Below are 25802 nucleotides of genomic sequence, written 5' to 3'. Positions count from 1 at the left end.
CTAAGTTCCATTCACCGTTTTAAAAACTAATTTTTCTAACACCTTTTCAACCGGTTTTGAATTGACCAATTCCCAATAAGCCTGACACGCACTTAAAAAAAGGCTTTTGAGTTCAGAAATCGTAAAATTTGAACTTTGCTGCAATAAAAGATAGAGGCGATAAGGGTGTTGGCGAAGAAGATTGGACTCCTTAGGAAAGGCACCGCTTACTTCTGGAGGAAGTCCGTTCACCCATTGTTGAATTTTCTGCTTATCATAATAGGATAGGGTACTCCCTTCCTTCCAATAGCCTTCTTCAATTAAAGATCGAACTTGAATCAGCATCCTTAAGCTATTGATAAAATGGGTCACCAGTCCAATACCGCTTTCCTCCTGTCGCATCAATTGATGAAGAACTTTAAGGGGGGCATCTATTTTTCTTGTTAAAAGTTCATCAACAAATTTAAAAAACGGTTCTTCTTTGTTTGAAGAAACGACCGCCCAAAGATCGTCTTCCTCAATCACCTCTCTTGAAGGCCCGACATAAGTGATCACCTTTTCCAGTTCGGCTCTAGAAGCCAGTGGATCATGACCCGTCCACTCGACAAAAAGATCATAGACTTGAGGGGCCATTCTCTTTTGAGAGGCCTTAAGCATCCCTTGAACTTGCTCTCGAACACCTTGTTCCTGTGTTTCTATCACTTCAACCTGGGCGACCTTCTTTAACTCTAAAATAATTTTTCTCCTCTGATCCACCTTGGTGTGAGTTAAAACTAAAGTGTTTTGAGAAGGCATTTCTTGTTTAAGAAATGATAGAAATTTTACCTCATCCTGAGCATGGGCCTTCTCAAGAACTTTTAAGTTTCTGACCCAAATGTATTTTTCTTTTGTGAAAAGAGGGGGGGTGAGACAACTCTCGATCACTTCCTCTAAGATAGATTCTGCACTTTCAAAAATTTCTACTGAGGGATTGGTGAGACGAAGGGTTTCAATCTCAAGCAATTGAACAGCCCTTTTTTCAAGCAGAAACTCATCTGAACCTAACAGAAATAAAATTGAGCTTCGTTTCTTTTTTTGAGGAGTCATGAAAGATTTTTTAATTTTTGCTTGCCTTGTTGAAGAATTGAAGTATATTTTCTCCCTAAAGGTTTTTTCATCTTTGTCGTTAAGGCTTTTTGAGCATGGCGATGGGGCCAAGAAACGGTTGAAATGATCTTATTTTGTCGCCCTTGAATGGATTTCATGCTCAACCTCAAAGATGTTTTTTGATTCCGGCAATATATTTGATTTGTTCATAGGGATCAAGCTTTTAAATAAAAATTTATTTACAGTGGATAGCACTTATTTACAATCCTTACACTTCAGAGGTGGAATATGGAAGATTTCGAAAAAGTTAATTACAAAAAATTCCGAGATAAAATCCTGCATCGCGATACGTACCACTGCCAGAAATGCAAGAAAGAATTTGCAACCGATGAACTGGATATCCATCATGTGATACCCAAATCCCATGGAGGATCCTCCAATGCTGAGAACGTTCATACCCTTTGTAAAAAACACCATCGACTTCTTCACAAGGAAAACAATACCCTTGATGAATATGCCTTTGAATTCAAACATTTTAACAATGTTGAGAAAATGATAGATACTTTTGTAGAAGAAAGCGAAGAATCTGAAGATTATGGAGAATCTGAGAGCGAACTGGAAGAGCTCGGAGATATTGATATTGAAGATTTGGAGGATTTTGACAACAAGCGCAAAGATTTTGATGAAGAAGTGTGATCAATCTATTTGAGCTCTTTGGAATTTACCGCTGTAGTCAACAAAAACCGTTTTCCACTGCGAAAAAATATCCAATGCGCTTGTCCCCGCTTCCCTATGCCCATTTCCTGAATGCCTGATTCCCCCAAATGGAAGCTGAACTTCAGCCCCAATGGTAGGGGCATTGATATAGACAATCCCCGATTTAAAATCACGAATGGCATGAAAAGCCCGATGAACATTTTGAGTGTAAAGAGAGACGGAAAGACCATAAGAAGTCCCATTCGCAATTTCAATAGCTTCCTCAAAACCACTTGCTTCTATCACGGCCAGTACAGGACCAAAAACTTCCTCTTGAGCAATTCGCATTTTGGGTTTCACCTGGGTAAAAATCGTCGGTGTAAAAAAATAACCTTTTGAACATGCACCCTCTAGATAGGGCTTCCCTCCGGCACAAAGCTCAGCTCCTTCATCTTCGGCAATCTTGATATATTGAAATACCTTTTCAAGTTGATGATCATTAATCAAAGGACCCATTTGAGAATCTAAATCCAAACCATTGCCAATCTTAATTTTTTTAACTTTGATAAGCAATTGCTCTAAGAATTCACCTGCGATTGATTTTTGAAGAATCAGTCGAGAAGTTGCGGTGCACCTCTGTCCACTCGTTCCGAAAGCTCCCCATAGCACTCCCTCCAAAGCCAAATCCATATTTGCATCTTCTAAAACAAGTTGTGCATTTTTCCCACCCATTTCTAAACAAACTTTTTTATGGTTTTGCGCACAAAGAACCCCTATTTCCCTTCCCACTTCAGATGAACCTGTAAAGGAAACAAGATCGATTGCAGGGTGCTGTACAAGAGCATTTCCAACCGAAATACCTCTTCCATGAACAAGCTGTATCACTGAAGAAGGAAGACCCGCCTCCAGTAAAATTTCAACCAGGCGGGTCGCACTGGCTGGGGTATCACTGGCTGGCTTTAAAATCACTGTGTTTCCACAAATGAGAGCAGGAAAGATTTTCCATGAAGGAATCGCCATGGGAAAATTCCACGGCGTGATGAGTCCACAAACCCCCATCGGGTCACGAAGAGTCATGCAAAATTTATTAGAAAGCTCTGAAGGAACCGTCTGTCCAAAAAGACGACGTCCTTCACCGGCCATATAAAAAGCCATATCAATGGCCTCCTGAACATCCCCCCGAGTCTCTCTTAAGACCTTACCCATTTCACGTGTCATGAGTTGGGCGAGTTCTTCTTTACGTCGCTCTAAAATTTCCCCCGCTCTAAATAGAATCTCCCCTTTCTTAGGAGGAGGAACTTTACGCCATTCCTCGAGTGCACATGCGGCGCTTTGAACGGACTGGTCCACATCAACTGAATCAGATAAAGGGAAAATGCCTACGACCTCATCACGATTGGCTGGATTAATATTTTTAAAGGTTTTACCCGACTGGGCCCCCATCCATTGGCCATCGATAAAATTGTAGAAATTTTGATCAGACATGGCAAACTCCTTCCTAACGAGTTATGGGTAAATCGATCACCACTGTTGTCCCTTGCCCCACGGTCGATTCCACATGGATATACCCATGATGTCCCTCGATAATCATCTGGCTAATGAAGAGTCCAAGACCAGGGCGACGATCTATGTTCACCGTGTTGTGAGTCGTCACGAACGGGTCAAAGATTTTTCCCAAAATTTTCTTTTCTATCCCGGGTCCATTATCTTTGAGAATCAGTCTCAGATAGAGGGTGTCTTTGCCTTCACGGTTTTTTAGAGGGACAGGGTCTTTTTCTATCACTATTTCAATTTTTCCCTCCATTCCATCTTGAATGGCCTGAGCCGAATTGATGAGAATATTCAGCAGCACTTGAACAATTAAACACGAATAGAATCGGAAACGGCTTGTAGTTCATTTTAACCTCTTTTTAGTTGCGTTGATATACAAAATTGGATACTATAGAGTAGATAAAGGAGTTACGTATATGTCTACTACAATCAGGATCAGTCGTCATACCAGTCACATTCTTCACCTACTCTCCGCCCAGGTTGAAAAATCCATGCAGGAGATCCTTGACGAAGCGATTGAGGGCTATCGTCGACAGATATTCTTTCATGAAACCAACAAGGCCTATACAGCCCTAAGAAAGGACCCCAAGCTCTGGAAGAACGAGTTAAAAGAAAGAGAGAGCTGGGACATCTCACTTTTCGATGACATCGAGGCTTAATCATGATGCGTCTAGAACCTTCTCGTGGAGAGATATGGTTTGTGGATTTAAATCCCACTCGAGGACACGAGCAATCTGGAATACGTCCTTGCCTCATTGTTTCTGTCAACCCCTTTAATCGTGGTCCTGCAGGACTCGTAATCGCTTTGCCCATCAGCTCGAAAGAAAAAGGCATCCCCCTACACGTTCCAATCACACCCCCTGAAGGCGGCTTAAAGAAAAGAAGCTTTGTTAAATGTGAAGACATGCGTTCAATCTCCAAAGACCGTCTTGTGAAGTGCACAGGATCTGTTTCTTCCAAAACTCTGTCAGCCATACAGGACCGACTCCAAATTTTGCTAGGACTTTAGCGTTTTAAGTTCTGTCCTTTCTGAATAATCCCATCCCCCATTACAAACTGATCGCCCTTAATCTTTTGAGGCTGGACAATATAGTTCATTTCTTGATTCTTTTCTTAAAGAAATCAACCATCTCTCGGCCACTTTTAAAAGCCATTTCCTTTCCGGCTTTTCCCTTCGCCAAGGCATGCCCTGTAGCCCTCAAATCCTCGATAGGATATTTGTCCCTCAGAATGAGCTCCTTAGGTTCCATGATAATCTTCCTACCAGACACCTTAAAGCCTACAACATCTCCTTTGACAAGACCAAACACAGCGCAGATTCCCTTTGGAATAACAACCTGATTCTTACTTGATATTTTGGACAACACAACACATCCCTTCCTTTCCACAAAAGTTGGAATTCCTACTTTCCTACTTTTAGGATAATCCAAGGTGAGGTAAATGTCTATTAAAAAGTAATAGTTTAGCTGGTCCCCCCTAGCCCCAATTCTGTGGATCTCCCGTGTTGCCCTGTTCTCTTTCTCCACATGCTGACCCCACTACCCCGGCGGAACAACCAGGTTCTTCCTCGACCTTTTCCTGCATGCCTGGTTGTGGCGGCTTTCTCCATGTTTAGAGAAGATCAGCTTCCGCAACAGTCTTTCGGAGCTTGCTCAGGGTTTATTCTTGTTGCGGCCTGTGGATTTCGAGATTGCCTTGTCTTGCGACCCTTGTCCGGAAGGCTTCAGACCACCCAGTTGCCTGTGTAATCTGCTTCCGTAGCTACCGAGATGCGTCGCCTTTCCTCGGACAGGACTTTCACCTGTTAGATAACAACGCCTTCATGGCGCCCTTAAACTATTACACGATTATTTTCCCCTCTCCATTTCAAGCAACTTTTTCTTGATTTCAAGCCCCTGAGAATACCCGCCGAGTCCTCCACCCTTTTGAATCACCCGATGGCACGGAACAAGAATGGGAAATGGATTTGCCTTACAAGCCTGTCCTACAGCCCGAGCAAGATTTCTATTTCCAAATTCTTTCGCAATCTCCCCATAAGATTTTGTCATTCCATAAGGAATTTTTCTTACCCTCTCCAAAATTTCTTTTTGAAGAGGGGTTACCCCACCACCTTTCATACCACCAGAAACCGATCCGACTTCATCGGATTGACCCGAAAGGTCAGCAATAGGTGGTGGGGTAACCCCATGAAACAAAAGTGGAATGTTTTGAAAGTCAACTTTCTTGCCTTGAAAATAATCCTGTATTTTTTGAATGATCGGAGTCAGTGTTGCAGAACTATTCATCTTTTTTGACAACGAAGAAGTGATGGGCAAAATTCGAATGCGATTGATGCGATTATCCTCAAAATCAATCTCTAATATTCCTATCAAATTTTTAAAACTTATCCGAGACATGGTCTCCTTTCCGCTATTTTTAGAAGGCCCAAAGATAGACTCAGAGAGAAAAGGGTTTCAAAAAGAACGACCCCTCCTACCCAAAAGATCAAAATCCTGTTCGAATGAATTTTTCCCAAGAAGGCCAGATGAAATGGAAAACTCAAAACAGTCAAAAGAACACTCAAATATACAATCGAAAAAACCAAATTAAGAATTCCTCCTAAACCGGACATAATTTGTGAAGGGTGATCACTCTTAAAATTGGGATAAAGAACTCCTAGGCTCAGCGATAAACTGATCATTACAAATGATATCACTCCCAACATCCAAAAAGAAAGAAGGATCCTTAAAAGAGAAGAACCTAACACGAGATTTGAAATGAGACTTGCCGCCTCTCCCAAAATCAAGAAAGCAAAATAGGGAAATAAAAATTTGGTTCTTAAAATTTCTTTTAAGTTTCTTGGAGCCATCCCAATAATCCAGCTTCTCCTCCATTCCAAACTCCACTGAGGAAAAACAAAGCGAAGCGAGAGCGTTGCGAGAATAAGGCTAATAGCGGCAAGATTCATAAAAAAAATCATATTTTCCCATTGAGCATTCTCGACATAAGTTTTAACATTTTTTAAATTCGTGATATAAAAAATCCCCATTGCTCCCATCAGCCCCAGTTGAATCCACTGACTCGGGTCTCTGATTAAGCAAAGCATATCCTTCTGAATCAGGGTCGGAATTTTAAACCGACTGGACACCTTCCAAAAAAAAGTTCTATGTTTGCCAACGGCCCCGCCTTGATTTTTTTCCCAAACGGGAAAATAATATTTCCCAGAAATAAAATAAGCCAGATCCGCCAGCAAAAGAAGGGTGCTTATCATCAGCCCTGCAGAAAAGAGGCTGACTCTCCATTTGGAAAATGAAATACTTAAAAGACCCTTGGCAAGCCAAGTACTGGGAAGATAAGGTGACATTGAAAAAGAAAGACCCTCCAAAAATTTTTTCAAAAAGTCGAGAATATAAACATCAGAATCCTGTTTAAGTTCGGAAGGAAATCTCAACAAATACACTAAAACACCTAAGAGAAATAAAAGAACGGCTGCGACCGTATTTTTCCCCCGGTTCAATTTTAAGAAAAAATGGGTTAAAAAAGATCCTAAAAAGGAAACAATCAAGACAAAAAAAATGACCAAGACAGGGGCAGCAAGATAGTAAACGAAAGAGCTTTGAAAAACGATTCCAAAGGCCAGAATCAGAGGAAAAGCTAAAAAAAGAAATCCCCAGGAACTCCAAATGGTTCCTTCGATGAGTTGCTTATAAAAGATAAATCTGGTGGAAAGTGGAAGACTAAATAAAAACGAGGTCTCTGGCGATTGATACTGAACCGTGTAAGACACAATCGCATTCGAAAAAATCAGCATCATTCCTAGAGCAAAAAAGAAAAAATGCCAAAGTCGTTCTAAAAGAAGATCGCCCACCACTGGGAAAGAACCGATAAACTTAAAGGACCAAAGAAAAAATTCGAAGCCCACAACCCAGTAACCTAGAAGGAAGACAATAATCACCCATTCACGAAGAGAAATTTTCCTTCTTTCCCAAAGCCAATTTTTAAATGACTTTAAATACATGTCTCCAAAGACGATCCAGTGCATTTTCAACTTCGAGATTCCCCTTCCGTGATCTCTAAAAAGGCATTTTCAAGGTCAGGAGCCCCTTTTCCCCTACTTTTAAGTTCAGAAAGTGTCCCCGTTGCAATCAGTTTCCCTTTATGGATAATACCTATTTGATCCGCCAATTCCTCCGCCACTGACAAAATATGGGTCGAGATAAAAACCGTTACTCCTTCTCTGGTCATCTTTTTCATCCTATCTTTAACATGTCGAGCACTTTTGGGATCAAGTCCCACCATCGGTTCATCGATCAGTAAAACTCTGGGTTCGTGAAGTAAAGTTGCACAAAACCCTAATCGCTGCCGAATGCCATGGGAAAACGTCTCAATTAAGCGATGCTGATAAGATTCAAGCTCAAACTCGCATAAAAGTTCATTGGCCCTTTTAATCATCTTTTCTTCTTTCATAAAATAAAGTTTTCCGATGAATTCTAAAAATTCACGGGCGGTTAATTTCTCATAAAAATGAGGAAAATCTGGAATGTACCCTAATATTTTTTTGGCCTCGAGAGGCTGCTCTTGTGGATTGATACCCCGAATTTGAATCTCCCCTCGAGTGGGTTTTAAAAGACCTGAAAGCATTCTTAGAGTTGTCGTTTTTCCTGCCGCATTGGGGCCCAAGAATGCAAAAAATTGTCCCTGAGGAATCTCCAAATTTAAATCGTGCACGGCGGATAGATTCCCATATTTCTTTTCAAGACCTATTGTTTTAATCCCTAAAATTTGCATGAATTACTCCTTTAATGTCAGGATGATCTAACTGGAAAGAATTAAAAGTTGCTTCATCTTTTTTTACTTCCCTCATCTGTAGCCCTGGCCACTTTAAGGATAATGTTTCAAAAGAATGTGAAGCGAGCGGAATGGCCGAAAGTAATGACTCCATTTCTTTTTCAAAAGGAAAAGAGATCGATTGCTCTAATGAATTTCCCCTAAAAACCTTTAGAAGAAGTGAATCTTGATCGCGTGTTCCAACGATTCGAAACAATTCCTCATTTAAATGAATGGTAAAATTAAGTCGAAGGATTTGATCAAAGGATTGGGTGAGAATATACCCTTTCAGTAATAATTCAAACATATCTTGATCCAGACGAAATCCTGCCCTTAAAGAAAGTGAATAAAAATAGTGATGGGCTTCCCCACTCCGTTCAGCAGAATGAATTTGAACCACACAAAGCCTTTTTCCATCGATTAAAACTTCCAGGCATTTCTCTCCAAAAATAGGAATTTTTTCGAGATCTCTTCTCTCAAAAGCTTCTTTTTCAAAATCTTTTCGTTCGAGAAAAAGGCCTCCCATCATGAAAAGCCAAAAGGAAAGAACAGAACTATGAATGATGTATTTCAGCATGGTCGTTCGTCATTAATTTTGTTAGTTCAAGTGGATAGAAAGAGTCCACAGTCCATAGTCGACGGTCTACAGTCGACGGTCAACGGTCCACAGTCCATAGTCCACAGTCGACGGTCGACGGTCAACAGTTTTAAAGGAATCATTTATTTCTATGGACTGTGGACCGTTGACTATGGACTCATGTTCATTGTTTATTTTTTTCAGCAGGGATATCCAAAATTTGACCGGGTGTTAAGATATCTGGATCCATGATGTGACTTCGATTGGCTTTATAAATAAGTCTCCATTTGTCATCATCCCCATAATATATCGCGGCAATCGTCCTGAGAGATTCTCCTTTTTTGACCCTGTATTTTCGGGTGTTGGGAGAACTTTGAGAAGGGTGAGCATAATGATTGAGAAGAGTTTCTTGCAACTCGTTAATCTGCTTTTGAAGGGTTTCTCGAGTTGTTAAGAGAGTTTGAATCTGTTGATTTAAAGACACTTCTTTTTCCTGAAGAGCTTCATTGTCTTCCTTTAATTTCCTATTTTCAACCATGATCACGGAATTCTTTGTTCCCAAATCTCTCTGATGGCTCGCCTCTGCTTTCAAATTTCCGAGAGCCTGCTCCAATTTCAACTTTTCATCTTTCGATTCCTCAAGATCCTCTTCAAGAGATTGACGCATGCCTTCGAGTTGATTCACTTTTGCTTGACTATCCACCAATTTCACTTGAGCTTGCTTAAGGGCCTGAATAAGTTCAGATTGACTCTTTTTAAGGGTTGATACCTCCACCGATTGACTCCGAATTTGCCCTAATTCAATCTCCTTCTCACGCAAAGTATTTCTTAAACTTAGATTGACGAGGGATTGCTGACGAAGCTCGGCTTTCAGCTCTTCCTCCTTTGGAGAAGGGGGAGACCGTGTTTCCTGTAAAACCTTTGGTTCTTCTAGATCTAAAGAAGAAATGCCTTTCGAATTTTCTTTAAGTTCTTTAAGCCATTCCCTCACCAATAGGGCTTTTTCATTTTTAGAAGCAAGTTGAAGATAAGACTCGTAGTGGCGAAGCGCCTCACTTTTTTTACCTAAATAATCTCCATATAAAATTCCTAATTGAAGATGAGCTTCAGCCGTTTCAGGCATTAAAACCAATTCTTTTTCAAATTGTTCTGCTGCATGTCTCCAATCTGAATCTTCAAAAAACTGTTGCCCTTGAAAAAGATTCTTTCCGAGAAGAGGTTGTGGCTTGGATGTCTTAATAAAAAATAGGGAGGTGATAACGGCAAGAATAATGATGAGTATAGGCAAAATCCAAATCAACCTTTTCATAGATTCATATGCCTATGTACGAGGTGACAATGATAAAAAAAGAGTCCACGGTCAGCAGTTTACAGTCCATAAAAAAATGCTTCTTTTAAATCTGTCGACCATCGACCGTTGACTGTCGACTCTTTTCATCCCCATAGATGTAGATAACCACTTACGACTACAATGATGAAATGTGCCAATGCTCAGTGTTTATCAACTGAATTAAGCCACGCCCTAATTTTGTCTGCAGTGGAGCCACTGGGATGTAGCTCTAAATATTTTTTATAATACCCAATGGCCTGAGGACTATCTTTTTTATTTTGATTGTAAATAAGTCCTAAACCTAAATAAGCATCTGAATATCGAGCATCCAATTGAATCGTTTTTTTAAAGGCCAAAATGGCTTCATCGATACTCCCCTTCTCCTTTAAAAGAACCCCCATATTATAATAAGCCTTTTCAAGTTTTGGATTCAGTTTGATGGCTTCTTCATATTCATGAATGGCCTTGTCATTCTCTCCATTCCATTTATAGAGAATGCCTAAGTTGTAGTGGGCATTCACATAAGAAGGGTTAAGGGCTAGGCTCTTCTGATATTCGAGAATAGCCTGTGCATTTTCCCCCTTGGACTGATCACTCACAGCCTGTTTAAAATATCTCATGGCTTGCGCCGGATCACGGGGTAATGGACGTTCAGTCGTTGGCTGAGACGTTTCATGATGATCCACAGGTTTTACAAGAACAATGGGAGGAGGAGTCGCAAGGACATCCTCTGATATTTCTTTTGGAGGAGGCGAAACAATGGTTTCAGGAGGAGCTTGAATCTCTTCATGAATGATTGGAGATGGGGAAACGGGTGTATTTTTTACTTCATTTTCTACTTCCTTCTTGGCCTTACTTAAAAGTTCTTGCGCAAGGGTAACATTTTCCCCTTGAGGTCTCAATTGAAGAAATTTTTCATAGTATTCAATGGCCTTCTTTTTATCATGAAGATTAAAATCATATAAAAAGGCAAGATTTCCATAGGCATCAGCAAATTGAGAATCGATTTGAACTGCCTTTTGAAATGCAGCCTCTGCCTGAGGGTATTCTTTCAATTCATAATGCGTAACCCCAATATAATTTTGAGCAAAGACATGATGAGGATCACGATCTAAAACTTTTTGATAATATAGGAGTGCATCTGGGTATTGCTTTGCCTCTCGATCAAGGGTAGCCACTAAATAATTGATTTTTGGATCTTGAGGAGCAATTTGAAGTGCCTTTTGGAGTGTTGAAAGACCATTAGGATAATCCTTCTCTTCTAAGTAGAGATTCCCTAGATTAAGAAGAGGTTCTGTTCCTTGAGGATCGAGTTTGACCGCAATCCGATAGTGCTTTTCTGCTTGGCTTGTTAATCCCTTCTTTTCGTACAAAACCCCAAGACGCGTATGGAGTCTAGGATTATTGTAGTCTTTCTCAAGCTCTTTTTGAGCCTTATCAATCTTTTGGTCATCATTTTGACTAGAATCACTGGGATGGGAGCATCCCGAAACATGGATGAGAATAAAAAAAAGTAAGACCCACTTAATCATGAGGATTGAGGATAAAGCAGTTGAATTCCGTCTTTGTAAACCTTGGCCGAATTTCTTAAAGCAGTCAATTCTTCAGGGTGGAGAGAAAGTTCATACACCGTTTCGACCCCCTTCTTGCCGAGCTTAATTGGAACCCCAATAAAGAGATCATTCAAGCCATATTGACCTTTCAAATAAGTTGAACAGGGTAACACCCGTTTCTCGTCCCAAACAATGGATTGAACCATTTGAACCACCGCACTTGCAGGGGCGTAATAAGCACTTCCCGATTTAAGAAGATTGACGATCTCTCCACCCCCATTCCTCGCCCGTTCAACAAGAGCTTCAATTTCTGAAGTTGATAAAAGATCTGTTAAAGGAATCCCTGACACCTGAGTGAATCTCACAAGAGGAACCATCGTATCCCCGTGCCCCCCCAAGACCATGGAGGTGACATCTAAAGGAGAGACCTTTAACTTTTCAGCAATAAAAGACTTAAAACGGGTACTATCTAAAACCCCGGCTTGTCCCATCACACGATCTGAAGGAAGACCCGAAACCTTCCAGGCATGATAGGTCATGATATCGAGAGGATTGGTCACGACAATCAAAATAGGATTCTTAGAATATTTTATAACTTGAGAAGTAATCCCTTGAATAATTTTAGCGTTCTCTCGAAGTAAATCTTCACGACTCATTCCTGGCTTTCGTGCAAGACCTGCGGTAATCACAACAATATCTGAATCTTGAGTGTCCTTGTAGTCATTGGTCCCTTGAACCTGAACACTCGTCCCCGCTAAAGGACAAGACTGTAAAATATCTAATCCCTTCCCTTGAGGAATCCCATCCAAAATGTCCACAAGAACAACATGACCCAAACCTTTTTGAGCACACAAAAAAGCTGTTGTTGCACCTACATTCCCTGATCCGACAACTGTTATTTTCATTTAACTTCTTCACTCTCTAACTCTTGTTCTCGTTAAGCCTTTTTTTCACGAGCCGACTGAATCCAACTGATCAACTTATTTTTAGAACCGACCCCAATGGATTGATCGAAGACTTTCCCATCTTTAAAGAGAATGAGCGTTGGAATACTCATAATACCAAACCGGACGGCCAAATCTTGCTGCTCATCCACATTCACCTTAATCACTTCCACCTGATCAGGTTGTTCGTGTTCAATTTCTTCCAAAATAGGGCCTACCACTCGGCAAGGGCCGCACCAAGGGGCCCAAAAATCCACGAGAATTATTCTTTTTGAATGGCTAATTAAAGTGTCAAAATCTTGGGAACTCTCAATCGAAGTACTCATGGATGAAGGGATGTGCCTCCTTGTTTGTCTGTTAATTCTTTAATTCTTTGCAGCAAAAATGAAAGCGTCACACGGTCAAAAGGCTTCAACACGTAATCAACCGCTTCCACAGCGCTTGCACCTCGTTGGGCAGCAACCTCTGGTGGTGCTGCGGTAAAAAGAATAATCGGAATTTCTTTCGTCTTGGAATCCTGTTTTAAATTTTCCAGCACTTTAAAACCATCCACTTTAGGCATCACAAGATCTAGAAGAACAAGATCAGGAGGAGCCTGTTTTACTCTCGTTATGGCTTCACTTCCATCGGAAACTGTTTCAACTTCATAGTCATTAATTTCCAAAAGGGTACGAAGCATTTTCTGAATATTGGCCTCGTCATCCACCACAAGAATTTTCTTTTTATCCATAAGTAAACCTCTTACGCTTTTATATCAGAAAAAGGATATTTTCTACAATAGTTTTTGTTTCTATTCTAATTTCGCAAGAATAGAATCAATCTCATCAAAATTGAAGGGTTTACCAATGTAGTCAAATGCCCCTAATTTCCTCACCTCAAACATTCCTTCTGAAGTTCGGTAAGCGGACATCATGACCACAGGAATTTCCTCATCAAATAAAGTAATTTTTTCCAGAATATCTTTCCCCGTTAAAGGACTCATTCGATAGTCTAAAAAAACAACATCTGGCCTTTCTTCTAAAATAAGTCCATCGACATCTTCGACTTCTGTTGCGTAGGAAACCCTATACTCTTTCATCTGAAGAAATTCTTTCAAAATAAGAGCAATGGCTTGATCATCATCGATGATCAAAATCTTAAGTGCTTTTTTTTTCGGATGAGACTTACTCATACAATTTAGTATATTTTTAAATAAGATCGGGAGCAAGACTTTTGAAAATCTACGACCGCAACTGACTACAATGACTTCTGTTATAAACAATAAAAATAGGGTTTAAAAAAAATCAACATCGTGGTAGGGTGTTTTTTAAGTGAAAAAAACCTTATCCATTTTTCATCTCCATAATATCGCCCTTTTCGCCCTTCTTTTTACAACCTTTTTTGTCTACCTAAACAGCCTAACCCATTCGTTTGTTTGGGATGATGAAATCCTGATCACTCACAATCGCTTTATTCAAAATTTCCAATATCTGCCCGATCTATTCACTCAAAACCTTTTCAAAGGAGGAGATTCTCAAAGCAATTTCTGGAGGCCCTTTCAACTACTGACTTATCTCATCAATTATAAATTATCGGAACTTCATCCCTTTGGATTTCATCTTTTTAACACCCTTCTTCATTCCTTCGTATCTTTTTTAGTCTACCTCTATCTTTTTTTATTATTCCGTCGTTTTGAAATCGCTTTTCTTACCAGTTTAATCTATTCCATTCATCCCATTCATACAGAAGCTATTGCTTATATATCGGGAAGAGCTGATTCTCTGGCCTCTTTTTTTATCTTGCTCTCTCTTTATTTTTACATCTTATCAACCCATGCTAAAACCTTTCGTCAATCCATAGGATTTTACAGTCTATCTTTTCTTTGCTTTCCCCTTGCCTTAATGTCGAAAGAAATGGCCATCCTCCTTCCCCTTTACATGATTCTTACGGATGTGGTCACATTTCAGGATCAGGAAAAAAAATCCATGTTCCATCTTGTTGGACGCTATCTACCTATGCTCATGCTTCTTGCTATCTATATTATTCTTAGAAAAACGACCCTTGATTTCTCAAAAATTCCACTTTTGGAAGATAATCCTGTTCGACATATCCCTCTTCTTTTAAGGCTCCTCACCTTCTCAAGATCTGTCATGGGATGGATGATCCACCCCGTCACCCATCATTTAGATTTAGGATATTTAGGGCTTCTGTTATTTCCTATCAATCTCCATATGGAACGAGGCATGATCTACGCCAAAACTCTTTTTGAATACCCTTATCTTCTTTCTCTGAATGCATTTTTAATCCTCATCATCTTCACCTTTTATTTCTACTCTAAATCCAAAATCAAATTTTTCGGACTCGCATTTTTCATCATCGCTCTTCTTCCCTTCTCAGATATTATTCCTCTCAATGCAAACATGGCCGAACATTGGCTCTACCTTCCCTCGATAGGAATTTTTCTCATCTTAAGCGACATTTTTGTTTCAACGCTAAAAATAAAACCTCACCCCATTTTTAGAAATTTTTCAAAATATACTGCCTTAACCTTCATGGCAATATATTTAATTTCTTTGGGCACCTTAACTATTTTACGTAACAAAGATTGGAAAAATAATATTTCCATTTGGGAAAGCACGGCAAGATTTTCGGATAGCTCCCACCTTCATGGCAATTTAGGCGTTGCCTACGGTCGCCTTAAAGATTTTGATCGTTCTAAGGAAGAATTTTTAAAAGCCATCCAAATTCAATTTAATTACCCCGAAGTCCATAATAACCTGGGTCTCTTGCATTATCACGAGGGAAATTTTTCTCAGGCCGAAAAAGAGTTCAACCTCGCCCTTCAATTCAATCCCAACTATGCAAACGCCTACAGCAACCTGGGGGATGTTTTATATCTGGAAGGCAGTATTGAAGAGGCAAAAAAAATGTGGAAAAAAGCCGTTGAAATAAATCCAGATCATACAGAAGCGAAGAGAAAACTGGGGAAAATACAGTAGGGAGTAAGCAGTAAGAAGTAAAAAGCAGTAAGGAGTAGAGAGTAGGTAGTAAGTAGAAAAATAACCCTACAAATCAGTTTTCACTTCTTTCTTTTTACTGCTTACTGTTTACTACTTACTTCTTACTGCTTTTTACTACTTACTGCTTTTCTAGGCGCTTAGTCTCGATTTATGAGGGATATCCCGATAATGAAAAATACAGTTTCGTCCTTTCACCTTTGCATGATAAAGAGCCTCATCCGCTTGTCTTAGAAGCTCATCCGCATCCGTCGCATCTGAAGGATAGGTCGCTATTCCGCCACTGACGGTAATATGTACAGGGTCTTTCACTCCAGAAATTGTAAATTCTTGAAATTCAATATGTCTTCTCAAACGTTCAGCCACATCAAAAGCCATTCTTCCCAACGTTTGAGCCATCACAACGACAAACTCTTCCCCCCCAAACCGAGCCACCAAATCTGATCCCCGAGAATAGCAGGATAAAATTTTTGCGATCCTTTGAAGAACACGATCTCCCGCCAAGTGACCAAACTGATCATTCAAGTTTTTGAAACGGTCGGCATCTACAAACAGAATGGAATAAGCGAGAGGATAACGCTTAATTTTATCAAATTCTTTATCTAGGTAGTCTTTCAAAAACCGGCGATTGTAGAGATTGGTAAGCGGATCTCGAATGGCAAAATCTTCCGTTTTTCGAAAATCGTCCCTTTCAACCAACACAGGCCCGCGAACCTTTTTAACGGTGTTCATCAAATAATCTGTGAGCGCAACGGTGAAGCCCACAGAACGATCCAAAACCTGTTCGAGATCCTTCTGATGACTTAAAATGCGATACCAATGATGTTCTGCTTCTTCTTCGGTAAAACTCAAGGCACAGAACTGATTTAAAAGAGTCTTAAAACTCCTTTTCATCGATCCCCCCCTTGTTAAATTCAAAATTCAAAATGACAAATTAAAATTCAAAGATTTAAAAACCAAAGATTTAAAAAATTTTAGATTTTGATCTGTCATTTTGATTTCTAATTTTTGATTTTTGGATTTATATCGAAAATCCTGCACTCTTTTCTGCTATCCCCTTAGAAGTCTCACGAATTTTTTTCGATTCACGACCCCATTCATCCTGATTCCAAATTTCAATTCGATGACGTACCCCAACAATAAAAAGTCCATCGTTTAATTCAGCATGTTCTTTCAAATGCTTTGGAACCAGGATTCTTCCTTGAGGATCAACAGGACATTCACTGGCATTTGCAAAAAGAAATCGTTCAAGTCGTCGGGTATCTTCATGGCTGGTTTGGAGCGTTTCAACCTCATTGGCAAACCGATCCCAACGAGGTCTGGAGTAAATGTAAAGGCACTTTTCGAATCCAATGGTCATAATCGGATGTTTGGTTGTCCCGCGATAGAGTTCATCCCTCATCTTTGCAGGAATGCTAACTCTATCCCGTGCATCAATTCGATGTTCGAATGTCCCTAGAAACATCTCATTTACCCATGTTATCCAAAAAAAACCCACATTTACCCATATATTAACACAGGGGATGACTCTGTCAATACAAAATCTTAGTAGCCTTCAGATTGACAATCTGGGAACCAATTGATATGCTGAGTTTGATGAGCCAAAACACGAGACGTCTGAAAGGCGGCGAGTTCATATTGGATGTTGCCAAGTATATTTTGACTGCTGCCGCAGTTAGCAGTCTATTGACAGAGCGTATCAACATCAAAATCGGGTTGTTGGGGCTTGGAATCGGTGCAGTTTTGACTTTCATAGGGATATTGCTTCTTCCACCGACAAAGCCAGATAACGCTGGAAAGGAGAAATAACCATGAGCACGCCGGAGGTGATGCTAATTGGTATTGGGGTGATTGGGATTGCGCTTTTTCTCTTTGTGCGATTGCTTGACCATTTTTCGGGTCACCATAGCAGCAGACACAAAAGCAAACCTGCTTAGCGCCCTCACCCCAGCCGTTCCTATTTTGGGAAGTGAATTTGCTCAACTCACGTTTGTCTGTTCTTTCAAACATTTAGCTTTAATTCTGACCCATAAAGGAGATTCTAAAATGACGGTTGATCAAATTTCACAGTTGCTAGATAAAGAAGCCGAGAGCCTGCTTCATCACCAGTGTAAAGTGCCCAAGGAAAGAATTCATATTCCGACATCCGACTGGGTCGATCGCATTTTTTTAATCAGTGATCGGCCGATCCCCGTCCTTCGAAACCTTCAAAGTATGTTCAGCCATGGAAGACTTGCTGGAACAGGGTATCTCTCCATTTTACCGGTAGACCAGGGAATTGAACATTCTGCGGGAGCTTCCTTCGCCCCAAATCCAGAATATTTTGATGCTGAAAATATTGTAAAATTGGCGATCGAGGGAGGCTGTAACGCAGTCGCATCAACCCTTGGAGTCTTGGGAGCTGTCGCTCGTAAATATGCACATAAAATTCCTTTTATTCTAAAATTTAATCACAATGAACTCCTCACCTACCCCAATAAAGCGGATCAAGTTTTTTTCGCCAATATCGAGCAAGCCTGGGAAATGGGAGCCGTTGGAGTCGGAGCCACCATTTATTTTGGATCTCCTGAAAGCACCCGTCAGATTACGGAAGTAAGTGAAGCGTTTCATCAAGCTCACACGCTTGGAATGTTTACCATTCTGTGGTGCTATACTCGATCTAGCGCCTTCAAGACTAGCGATGCAGATTATCACGTGAGTGCGGATCTTACTGGACAAGCCAATCACTTAGGAGTGACGATTGAAGCGGATATTATCAAACAAAAACTTCCAGAACTTAACCGTGGTTATGAAGCTCTGAATAAAGAGAAAAAGGGCTATGGTAAGTACGACACCAAGATGTATACCGATTTATCGACCGATCACCCAGTTGATCTTTGCCGCTATCAAGTGCTCAACAATTACATGGGCCGGATGGGGCTGATTAATTCCGGAGGAGCTTCAGGAAAGAATGATCTGGCCGATGCCGTTAAAACCGCTGTCATTAACAAACGGGCCGGAGGTATGGGACTGATCAGCGGCCGTAAGGCATTCCAGAAACCAATGAAAGATGGGATTAAGCTCTTGAATGCGATTCAAGATGTTTATACGTGTAAAGAAGTAACGGTTGCGTAACATATTGAAACAGATTTAGAGAAATTATTTACAATAATTTCTCTAATATTTCTGGCAGGGATTTAAGCGCCTCTCGAAGTTTTGAGGGGTCCTTCCCTCCCCCTTGTGCCATGTCAGGTTTCCCTCCGCCCTTTCCATCAACCTTCTTGGCCAGTTCTTGAACAATTTTTCCCGCATGGAGACCCTTTTTCACAAGATCAGGAGTGACAAGAACAAGGAAAATGACTTTACCTTCTTTTTGAGAGGAGAGAATAATCACGCCTGAAGTAACCTGATTTTTTGCCTGGTCAAGCAGCGTTCGTAAGATTTCCTGATCCAAACCATCAAAAGAACCTACATAAAAGAAATGATCTTTTATTTTAAGCGGTTGAGATAGAATTTCAGAAAGCTGACCTTGGACCCGATGAATTTGCTCTGCTTCTAATGTTTTTTCAAGCTGGCGTTTATCGGCCAACAATTTTTCCATTCTCTCCAATACCGCCTCTCGAGAAGTTCCTAGACGAGAGCAAAGATCCGAAAGAGTTTGCGTGGTTTGCCGAACGGCCTCATAAGCCTTTAATCCCGAAAGGGCTTCGATTCTTCGAACCCCGCTGGCCACACTGGCTTCACCTAGAATTTTAAAAAGTCCTATTTCTCCTGTAGCTTTTACATGTGTTCCTCCACATAATTCCAAGCTATACCCTCCAATATCAAGCATTCTCACGACTGATCCATATTGATCACCAAAAAACATCATGGCCCCAGCTTTTTTTGCTTCTTCAATCGGGATCACTAAAGTTCGAAGTGAACTATTGTCCAAAATCTTTTCATTAATTAAAGACTCAATATGTTCTAACTCTGATTCACTCACTTTTCCAAAATGAGCGAAATCGAAACGCAATCGGTCAGGGGAAACCCGAGAACCGGCCTGTTTCACATGAGTCCCTAAAATCTTTCTTAAGGCATAATGAAGAAGATGAGTCGCAGTGTGATGGCGGGCTGTCGCATACCTAAAAGGGGGATCCACTTTTGCAAAAACTTCATCTCCTAAATGAAGAAGGCCCTTCTTTACGATGGCATGATGAACGGTTAGGCCCTCGATTGGCCACTGAGTATCACAAACCTCAACTTCCCCTTGCGTGGTTTGAATGAAACCCCGATCCCCGACTTGGCCTCCGGATTCTCCATAAAAAGGGGATCGGTTCAAAATAATTTGAATCTCTTCTCCCTCTCTCACCTCTTCAACCACATTCTGATCCTTTAAGAGACTTAAAATTTTCCCATCGGCCGATAAAGTTTGATAACCTAAAAATTCAGTGGAGCCTAACTTTTTCTTAAGTTCTTCTAAAGCAACAGTTTCCTCCACTTCTGTTTTTCCAATCCAGCTTGCCCGAGAACGTTCTTTTTGCTCCCCCATTAATTTTTTAAAACCTTCTTCATCAATTTTGAATCCTTCTTCCTGGGCAATTTCTTTGGCCATCTCAAGAGGAAATCCGTAAGTATCATACAGACGGAAAAGCTCTCCCCCTGAAAGCATTTTAGATGGACTCGTCTTCATTAAGTCTTCAAGAATGGTCCAACCATAAGAAATGGTTCCTAAAAATCGTTCTTCCTCAAACTTAACGATACGGGCAACATTTTCTCTTGAAGAAACAAGTTCGGGATAAATTTCTTTCATCACATCCACAACCACAGGTACGAGTTTATAAAGAATCGCCTCTTGAATTCCTAATTTTTTCGCATAGCGGCTGGCTCTTCTCAAAATTCTTCTTAAAACGTAACCTCGCCCTTCATTCGAAGGAAGAACTTCATCTGTAATAGCAAAAGTTAACGCCCGCACATGATCGGCAATCACATGATAAGCCATCTGAGTTTTTGAGTCATACCCTTGAGGGGTGTGTTTAGATATTTCTGAAAGAATCGGTCGAAAAAGATCTGTCTGATAATTATTTTGAACACCTTGAACGACAAAGGTAATTCGTTCCAATCCCATTCCGGTATCGATCCCACGACGAACTAAATATTTCCTTGTTCCATCGGCTTCTTGATAGAATTGAGGAAAGACCAAATTCCAAATTTCTAAAAATCGTTCGCAGTCACAACCCGGAGCACAAGGGTCTTTTTGACAACCGCGCTCAACTCCCAAATCAAAATGAATTTCAGAAGAAGGGCCGCAAGCCCCTGTATCTCCCGCAGGGCCCCAAAAATTGTCCTTCTCACCCAAGCGAACGATTCGGCCTTCAGAAATTCCAACCTTCTTTGTCCAAAGGGTATAAGCTTCATCATCTTCCCGAAAAACAGAAACCCACAATTTTTCCTGGGGAAGATTCATCACTTGAGTTAAAAACTCCCATCCCCACAGAATGGCCTCCTCCTTAAAATAATCCCCAAAAGAAAAATTGCCGAGCATTTCAAAAAAAGTATGATGGCGAATCGTCTTGCCCACATTTTCTAAATCACTCCCCTTCCCTCCCGCCCTTAAACACTTTTGGCAACTGGCCGCACGTTTATAAGGTAAAGGGGCCCCTGCATAAAGAGATTTAAACTGGACCATACCGGCTGTTGTAAATAAAAGGGTGGGATCTCCTTTTGGAATTAAGGAATCACTCACAACAATCGAATGACTTCGTGATTTAAAAAACTCTAAAAATTTTTGACGAATCTCTGATGACCGAATCACGTTTTTTCTCTTTCCAACGGATGTGCCTCTAGAATCACTTCCAGTTGAAGAGCTTCTCCCCGACGCAATAGTTCAACTTTTAAATGTGTTCCCACCTTTAATCTTGAAATTTCCTGAATCAAATCTTCGGGAGTATTAATCGGAATATTTCCCAATTTACGAATGACATCAAACTCAGTAATTCCTGCTTTTTCCGAAGAGCTATTTTCAAACACCTTCAGCACCAAAGCGCCACGGGAGTCTGGAAGATGAAGTTCTTTCGCCATTCTCTCATCGAGGGCACCCACCCCTAAACCCATCCAACCGTAAACAATCTTGTCCCCCTTGATTAAATCCTCAAGAATCTCTTTTGCAACATCAATCGGAACAGCAAAGCCTACCCCAGAATAACTTCCCGTACTTGAAAAAATAGCCATGTTAATGCCAATGACTTCTCCCTTTAAATTGACAAGAGGCCCTCCACTATTTCCTGGATTAATCGCGGCGTCCGTCTGAATCAAATCAAAATAATAAGGACCTTGTCCTAAACCCGCTTCTGGAAGTTTTCGGTGCGTTGCACTGATCACACCCACAGTCACCGTCGGTTGATTATCCTTAAGTAAAAAACCGAAGGGATTACCAATCGCAACCACCCACTCTCCTGTTTTAACGGAAGACGAATTCCCTAATTGAGCGGGGGTTAAGTGATCCGCTTCAATCTTAAGAATGGCCAAGTCCGATCGAGAATCTGATCCCTTAACAGTCGCTTTAAACTTCCGACCATCGGATAGCGTAACATCAATTTCACTGGCTCCCTGAACAACATGGCGATTGGTTAAAATCTCACCCGTTTCCTTCACAATGATTCCAGAACCCAAACCATATTTATGAAGTTCGGTTTCAGGGGAAACCATAAAATACCGGCTGATAAAATCATTAAACGTCTGATCCGGAAGTTCATAAGGCTCTACAAGATAGCCCGTCCCCAACCGATAGGTCTGAACCGTGCTGATACTGACCACCGCAGGCCCTACCTTTTCAGCCACCTCGGCAAAAGCATTCTCCAAATCCCCTAAGGGAGAAGCCCGTAGTGGCAGCGAAATAAAAAATAATAAAATGGTAATTAAGATATTTCTTTTCATAGCATGAATTTAGAAGAAAAGTTAGAGAGTTAGGAGTTATAAAAAATTTTAACTCTTTTAACTTTTATCTTTGAACCTTAAACTTTTACCCTGTCGAATGACAGGGTTAAACTGTCTTTAACTCCTCAAGCCCGCCTTCTCTTTCACTTCCTTCACAATCTGCTGCATTACAGCCTTTTCCCTCTTTAAAAAGTCTCGGGCTTGTTCTCTTCCCTGCCCTAATTTGTCATTCTTATAGGTGAACCAAGATCCCTTCTTTTCAATAACCCCGAGCGCCACTCCCATATCCACCACAGATCCTTCCTTTGAAATTCCTTCCCCAAAAAGAATATCAAAGGCTCCTTCTCTAAAAGGGGGCGCTACTTTATTTTTGACCACCTTCACATTCACCTGATTTCCAACGACCACTCCTTTGGGATCTTTAATCGCTCCGATCCGCCTGATATCAAGCCTGACTGAAGAATAGAACTTTAGAGCCCGTCCTCCAGGGGTTGTTTCTGGACTTCCAAACATAACTCCAATTTTTTCACGAATTTGATTAATAAAAATGGCACAGGTTCTCGATTTACTGATGGAGCCCGTTAATTTTCGAAGGGCTTGGCTCATGAGCCGGGCTTGAAGCCCCATGTGCTGATCACCAATATCCCCTTCAATCTCTGCTCGAGGAACCAGCGCTGCAACGGAATCAACGACCACAACGTCCAAGGCATTAGACCGAACCAAAACCTCTGCAATATTCAAGGCATCTTCACCACAATCCGGTTGAGAAATAAGCAAATTCTCAATGTCAACCCCTAACACTTTCGCATAGCCAGAATCCAGGGCATGCTCCGCGTCAATAAAAGCCGCTTTTCCTCCTGCCCTCTGGGCATTCGCAATGATCTGAAGTGCCAGCGTCGTTTTTCCAGAGGATTCAGGTCCAAAAATTTCTACCACACGCCCCCGAGGCACTCCACCAATCCCAAGAGCAATGTCCAAAGTCAGGGCTCCAGTCGAAATGGCTGCAATAGGAAAAATGGGATGATCTCTCCCCAAACGCATAATGGCGCCCTGCCCAAATTGTTTTTCGATCTGGGAAAGAGCTACATCTAACGCCTTCTCTCTTCCCAAGTCCTTCTCTTTCTGAATTAATTCTTTTTTCTCCTGTTTCTCTTGTTTCTCTTGAAGCGTGGCTGATTCTGGCATGATAAGTGCTCCTTTTTATAATTTCACTTCGTAAACCTTCTCGTAACTCGCCCCATCCCGGCCCAAAAAACTTTGCAGCAATGATATCACACCCACCGAAAAGCCAGCAAAGCTTGTTTTATGGATCAACTCAAACTTTTCTACACCCCAAAATTGCTTGGGATCTTTGACCTTTCCCAAACTCAAATGAGCTTGATAAGGACGATCCTTTTTAGGATATCCCAATAACTCTAGCGAACCTTCTAAAGAAGAGGTGATTTTTGATAAAACTTCTTCTCCAATTGAAACACCAAGCCAAATCACTCGAGGAGATTTTAAGGTAGGGAAACCTCCGATTTTTGAAAATTGAAGTTTAAAAGGTTGAAAATTTTCTTCTCGAATCACCTCCTCCATGCAGTTTTTAATTTTCAAAATATCTATCTCGGGGACTTCACCCAGGAATTTAAGGGTCAGATGCAAATTTTGTAAAGGAATCCATCGAGCACCCCTCACCTGTTTTCTTAAAGGTTCGATGAAGTGGGCAATTTCATTCTGAAGTGTTTGAGGAAGCTCAATTGCAATAAAAAGTCTCATATTTGAATATCAAAAATCAAATATCAAAAATCAAAATGACAATGTAAAACTTAAAATGTCTTCCTTGCAATAGCATTAGAAATTTTGAATTTTAATATGTCATTTTGCATTTTGATTTTTGGATTTTAATTTATTATGCCAATGAACGCCTTAGCAAATCAAATGCCGCCTGAGAGGCTTTAAACTGAATGGTCGGGCGATCCCCAAAAAATTGATATGATTGAGCGAAAGATTTCACTCCATCACTCATTCCAATCCACACCAAACCCACCGGTTTTTCTGATGTCCCTCCGTCAGGCCCAGCAACACCCGTTATGGAAAGCCCCAGATCTGTATAACCCTTCTCTCTTACACCCTGAGCCATTTCCAAAACAACAGCTTCGCTCACCGCTCCCCATCTCTCTAAATTTTCTTTTGAAACACCTATTAAATTCATCTTGGCATCATTAGAATAAGTCACCACGCCTAATTTAAAAACCTCAGAGATACCGGGAATCTGAGTCAAGCGTTCTGCCATCAAGCCACCCGTACAGGACTCTGCAATCGCAAGCGTCTTCTTTTCCTCTCTCAAAAGTTTTGCGACCACCCTAGGTAAAGTTTCCTGATCTTGACCATAAGTCCACGGCCCTAATCTTTTTTTAAGTTTCTCTACTAAAAGTTGAATCTCCTTCCATCGGTCCTCCCCCTCCAAAACCCTTACTGAAACGCCTTCAGGAGACGAGGTATAACCTAGGCTTTTTAAAAAAGCAGGTTCACTCTTAAAAAGTTCACTCATCCAAGTTTGCACACTGGACTCAAGAACACCAAAAGTTTTGACAGTAAAACTCTTCATACGCGTCTGGCAAATGGAAAGAATTTTAGGCAATACATTTTTATCAAACATAGGTTTTAATTCATAAGGAGGGCCAGGAAGGAAAAAAATATCTTTATCTTGATCCTTGAGATACATCCCAGGAGCTGTCCCTACAAAATTAGGAATAACCTCGGCTCCTTCTAAAATCAGGGCTTGCTCGCGACTACATTCAGGAAGTTCTAAATGACGCAAGCGAAATTTTTCCTCAATTGCTTGCAGAACTTGATGATTTATTTTTAAGGATCGATTCAAAACTTCTGATGCCATCGCCCGTGTCAAATCATCCGTGGTAGGTCCCAATCCCCCGGAAAGAATAACAATATCTCCATGAAAAAGGGCCTCAGAAAAAACGGTTTTTAAACTTTTAAGATCATCCCCCACCACGTAATGACGATAGATGGGACACCCTTTTTCAGCAAGTCGAGATGCCATGAAAACAAAATCCTCATCCCGGGTTGAACCCAGCATGAGCTCTGTTCCAGTCGCAATGGTCATGATTCTTTTCACGGTGAGAAAATAACAAAATTGGAACAGAGGAGCAAGAGGAGATAAAGAAGGTTATAAGGTAGTGTCAATAATTTTTCGCACATTTAGAAAAAGAGAGGAGGACTTTCGTCCTCCTCTCTTTAAAAAACACCAGACATCACCTCGAATTACTTACAATTTAATTTAAAAGTGACATCATCAAAATCTGCCTCATTCTTATCGTTCTTACCCATAGCAGTACTGCGCTTCAACCATACCCTTGCCTTAACAACTTTTGCTGCTGTTGTAGAACT

The 25802-nt window shown here is 40.8% G+C and carries 28 protein-coding genes; 6 read left to right on the top strand and 22 right to left on the bottom strand.

All coding sequences use genetic code 11. The annotated features are described in order from the left end of the window. Together holA and HYS07_01065 are read right to left on the bottom strand one after the other, a co-directional pair. Positions 1-1065: a DNA polymerase III subunit delta gene (gene holA, locus HYS07_01070; protein ID MBI1869765.1), complete on the bottom strand. Its 1065-nt coding sequence runs from the start codon at positions 1063-1065 to the stop codon at positions 1-3. Then, entirely contained in the window at positions 1062-1223 is a 162-nt protein-coding gene (locus tag HYS07_01065) for a hypothetical protein (protein ID MBI1869764.1), read from the bottom strand. Before HYS07_01065 ends, holA begins: the two co-directional genes overlap by 4 nt. A gap of 130 nt (positions 1224-1353) precedes the next feature. On the opposite strand from HYS07_01065, the gene HYS07_01060 reads away from it, so the two are divergent. Beyond that, positions 1354-1761, top strand: a complete 408-nt coding sequence (locus tag HYS07_01060) for an HNH endonuclease (GenBank protein ID MBI1869763.1) — start codon at positions 1354-1356, stop codon at positions 1759-1761. Here HYS07_01060 and HYS07_01055 read toward each other — a convergent pair whose 3' ends face one another. Next, positions 1762-3246, bottom strand: coding sequence for an aldehyde dehydrogenase family protein (locus HYS07_01055; protein ID MBI1869762.1), 1485 nt, complete (start codon positions 3244-3246; stop codon positions 1762-1764). Between the two features lie 13 nt (positions 3247-3259). After that, entirely contained in the window at positions 3260-3613 is a 354-nt protein-coding gene (locus HYS07_01050; protein MBI1869761.1) for a hypothetical protein, read from the bottom strand. A gap of 115 nt (positions 3614-3728) precedes the next feature. Between HYS07_01050 and HYS07_01045 the strand changes: the two genes are divergently transcribed. Then, a complete protein-coding gene (locus tag HYS07_01045; GenBank protein ID MBI1869760.1) occupies positions 3729-3971 on the top strand; it encodes a toxin-antitoxin system protein in 243 nt (80 codons plus the stop codon). 5 nt (positions 3972-3976) lie between these two features. After that, positions 3977-4321, top strand: coding sequence for a type II toxin-antitoxin system PemK/MazF family toxin (locus HYS07_01040; GenBank protein ID MBI1869759.1), 345 nt, complete (start codon positions 3977-3979; stop codon positions 4319-4321). A gap of 85 nt (positions 4322-4406) precedes the next feature. Here HYS07_01040 and HYS07_01035 read toward each other — a convergent pair whose 3' ends face one another. Further along, entirely contained in the window at positions 4407-4838 is a 432-nt protein-coding gene (locus tag HYS07_01035; GenBank protein ID MBI1869758.1) for an AbrB/MazE/SpoVT family DNA-binding domain-containing protein, read from the bottom strand. A gap of 81 nt (positions 4839-4919) precedes the next feature. On the opposite strand from HYS07_01035, the gene HYS07_01030 reads away from it, so the two are divergent. Then, positions 4920-5060 carry a hypothetical protein gene (locus tag HYS07_01030; protein ID MBI1869757.1) on the top strand — a complete coding sequence of 47 codons (141 nt, stop codon included), beginning with the start codon at positions 4920-4922 and terminating at the stop codon, positions 5058-5060. Positions 5061-5159: 99 nt separating this feature from the next. Here the strand turns inward: HYS07_01030 and HYS07_01025 are convergent, their stop codons facing one another. The 10 genes from HYS07_01025 to HYS07_00980 form a co-directional block, all read right to left on the bottom strand. Beyond that, complete coding sequence (locus tag HYS07_01025; GenBank protein MBI1869756.1) at positions 5160-5708, bottom strand: methylated-DNA--[protein]-cysteine S-methyltransferase; 549 nt, start codon at positions 5706-5708, stop codon at positions 5160-5162. Beyond that, positions 5696-7333, bottom strand: coding sequence for a hypothetical protein (locus HYS07_01020; protein MBI1869755.1), 1638 nt, complete (start codon positions 7331-7333; stop codon positions 5696-5698). The genes HYS07_01025 and HYS07_01020 overlap by 13 nt, the downstream gene beginning before the upstream one ends. Positions 7334-7335: 2 nt before the next feature. Then, a complete protein-coding gene (locus HYS07_01015) occupies positions 7336-8079 on the bottom strand; it encodes an ABC transporter ATP-binding protein (GenBank protein ID MBI1869754.1) in 744 nt (247 codons plus the stop codon). Beyond that, entirely contained in the window at positions 8060-8695 is a 636-nt protein-coding gene (locus tag HYS07_01010) for a hypothetical protein (GenBank protein ID MBI1869753.1), read from the bottom strand. The genes HYS07_01015 and HYS07_01010 overlap by 20 nt, the downstream gene beginning before the upstream one ends. 184 nt (positions 8696-8879) lie before the next feature. Beyond that, positions 8880-10004, bottom strand: coding sequence for a LysM peptidoglycan-binding domain-containing protein (locus HYS07_01005; protein MBI1869752.1), 1125 nt, complete (start codon positions 10002-10004; stop codon positions 8880-8882). 182 nt (positions 10005-10186) lie between these two features. Beyond that, positions 10187-11557, bottom strand: a complete 1371-nt coding sequence (locus HYS07_01000) for a tetratricopeptide repeat protein (protein ID MBI1869751.1) — start codon at positions 11555-11557, stop codon at positions 10187-10189. Next, positions 11554-12483: a malate dehydrogenase gene (mdh, locus tag HYS07_00995; protein MBI1869750.1), complete on the bottom strand. Its 930-nt coding sequence runs from the start codon at positions 12481-12483 to the stop codon at positions 11554-11556. The genes HYS07_01000 and mdh overlap by 4 nt, the downstream gene beginning before the upstream one ends. Positions 12484-12515: 32 nt before the next feature. Further along, on the bottom strand, positions 12516-12848 hold the full coding sequence (gene trxA, locus HYS07_00990) for a thioredoxin (GenBank protein MBI1869749.1): 333 nt from the start codon (positions 12846-12848) through the stop codon (positions 12516-12518). Further along, entirely contained in the window at positions 12845-13252 is a 408-nt protein-coding gene (locus HYS07_00985; protein ID MBI1869748.1) for a response regulator, read from the bottom strand. The genes trxA and HYS07_00985 overlap by 4 nt, the downstream gene beginning before the upstream one ends. A 60-nt stretch (positions 13253-13312) precedes the next feature. After that, positions 13313-13693 carry a response regulator gene (locus tag HYS07_00980; GenBank protein ID MBI1869747.1) on the bottom strand — a complete coding sequence of 127 codons (381 nt, stop codon included), beginning with the start codon at positions 13691-13693 and terminating at the stop codon, positions 13313-13315. Positions 13694-13832: 139 nt separating this feature from the next. Between HYS07_00980 and HYS07_00975 the strand changes: the two genes are divergently transcribed. Then, the gene (locus HYS07_00975; GenBank protein ID MBI1869746.1) at positions 13833-15500 is read left to right on the top strand and encodes a tetratricopeptide repeat protein; all 1668 of its coding nucleotides are present in this window, start codon (positions 13833-13835) and stop codon (positions 15498-15500) included. A 150-nt stretch (positions 15501-15650) separates the two neighbouring features. On the opposite strand, the gene HYS07_00970 is transcribed toward HYS07_00975, so the two are convergent. Together HYS07_00970 and mraZ are read right to left on the bottom strand one after the other, a co-directional pair. Then, entirely contained in the window at positions 15651-16412 is a 762-nt protein-coding gene (locus HYS07_00970; GenBank protein MBI1869745.1) for a GGDEF domain-containing protein, read from the bottom strand. A 127-nt stretch (positions 16413-16539) separates the two neighbouring features. Then, positions 16540-16983 (bottom strand): division/cell wall cluster transcriptional repressor MraZ, encoded by a 444-nt coding sequence (gene mraZ, locus HYS07_00965; protein ID MBI1869744.1) that lies wholly within the window; start codon positions 16981-16983, stop codon positions 16540-16542. Positions 16984-17564: 581 nt separating this feature from the next. Between mraZ and HYS07_00960 the strand changes: the two genes are divergently transcribed. After that, positions 17565-18632, top strand: a complete 1068-nt coding sequence (locus HYS07_00960) for a class I fructose-bisphosphate aldolase (GenBank protein MBI1869743.1) — start codon at positions 17565-17567, stop codon at positions 18630-18632. A gap of 28 nt (positions 18633-18660) precedes the next feature. Here the strand turns inward: HYS07_00960 and alaS are convergent, their stop codons facing one another. The 5 genes from alaS to HYS07_00935 all read right to left on the bottom strand — a co-directional run bounded on the left by alaS (position 18661) and on the right by HYS07_00935 (position 25518). After that, a complete protein-coding gene (alaS, locus tag HYS07_00955) occupies positions 18661-21291 on the bottom strand; it encodes an alanine--tRNA ligase (GenBank protein ID MBI1869742.1) in 2631 nt (876 codons plus the stop codon). After that, positions 21288-22412 carry a trypsin-like peptidase domain-containing protein gene (locus tag HYS07_00950; protein ID MBI1869741.1) on the bottom strand — a complete coding sequence of 375 codons (1125 nt, stop codon included), beginning with the start codon at positions 22410-22412 and terminating at the stop codon, positions 21288-21290. Before HYS07_00950 ends, alaS begins: the two co-directional genes overlap by 4 nt. Before the next feature lie 117 nt (positions 22413-22529). Then, a complete protein-coding gene (gene recA / locus HYS07_00945) occupies positions 22530-23597 on the bottom strand; it encodes a recombinase RecA (protein ID MBI1869740.1) in 1068 nt (355 codons plus the stop codon). A 15-nt stretch (positions 23598-23612) separates the two neighbouring features. Then, on the bottom strand, positions 23613-24170 hold the full coding sequence (gene thpR / locus HYS07_00940; protein MBI1869739.1) for an RNA 2',3'-cyclic phosphodiesterase: 558 nt from the start codon (positions 24168-24170) through the stop codon (positions 23613-23615). Positions 24171-24303: 133 nt separating this feature from the next. Further along, entirely contained in the window at positions 24304-25518 is a 1215-nt protein-coding gene (locus tag HYS07_00935) for a competence/damage-inducible protein A (GenBank protein ID MBI1869738.1), read from the bottom strand. Positions 25519-25802: the final 284 nt, after the last annotated feature.

This window comes from Chlamydiota bacterium, assembly GCA_016178055.1.
In the GTDB taxonomy this organism is placed as follows: Bacteria; Auribacterota; JACPWU01; order JACPWU01; family JACPWU01; genus JACOUC01.
The sequence above is the reverse complement of the archived record's forward strand: the minus strand, read 5'-3'. Positions and strand labels throughout refer to the sequence as shown.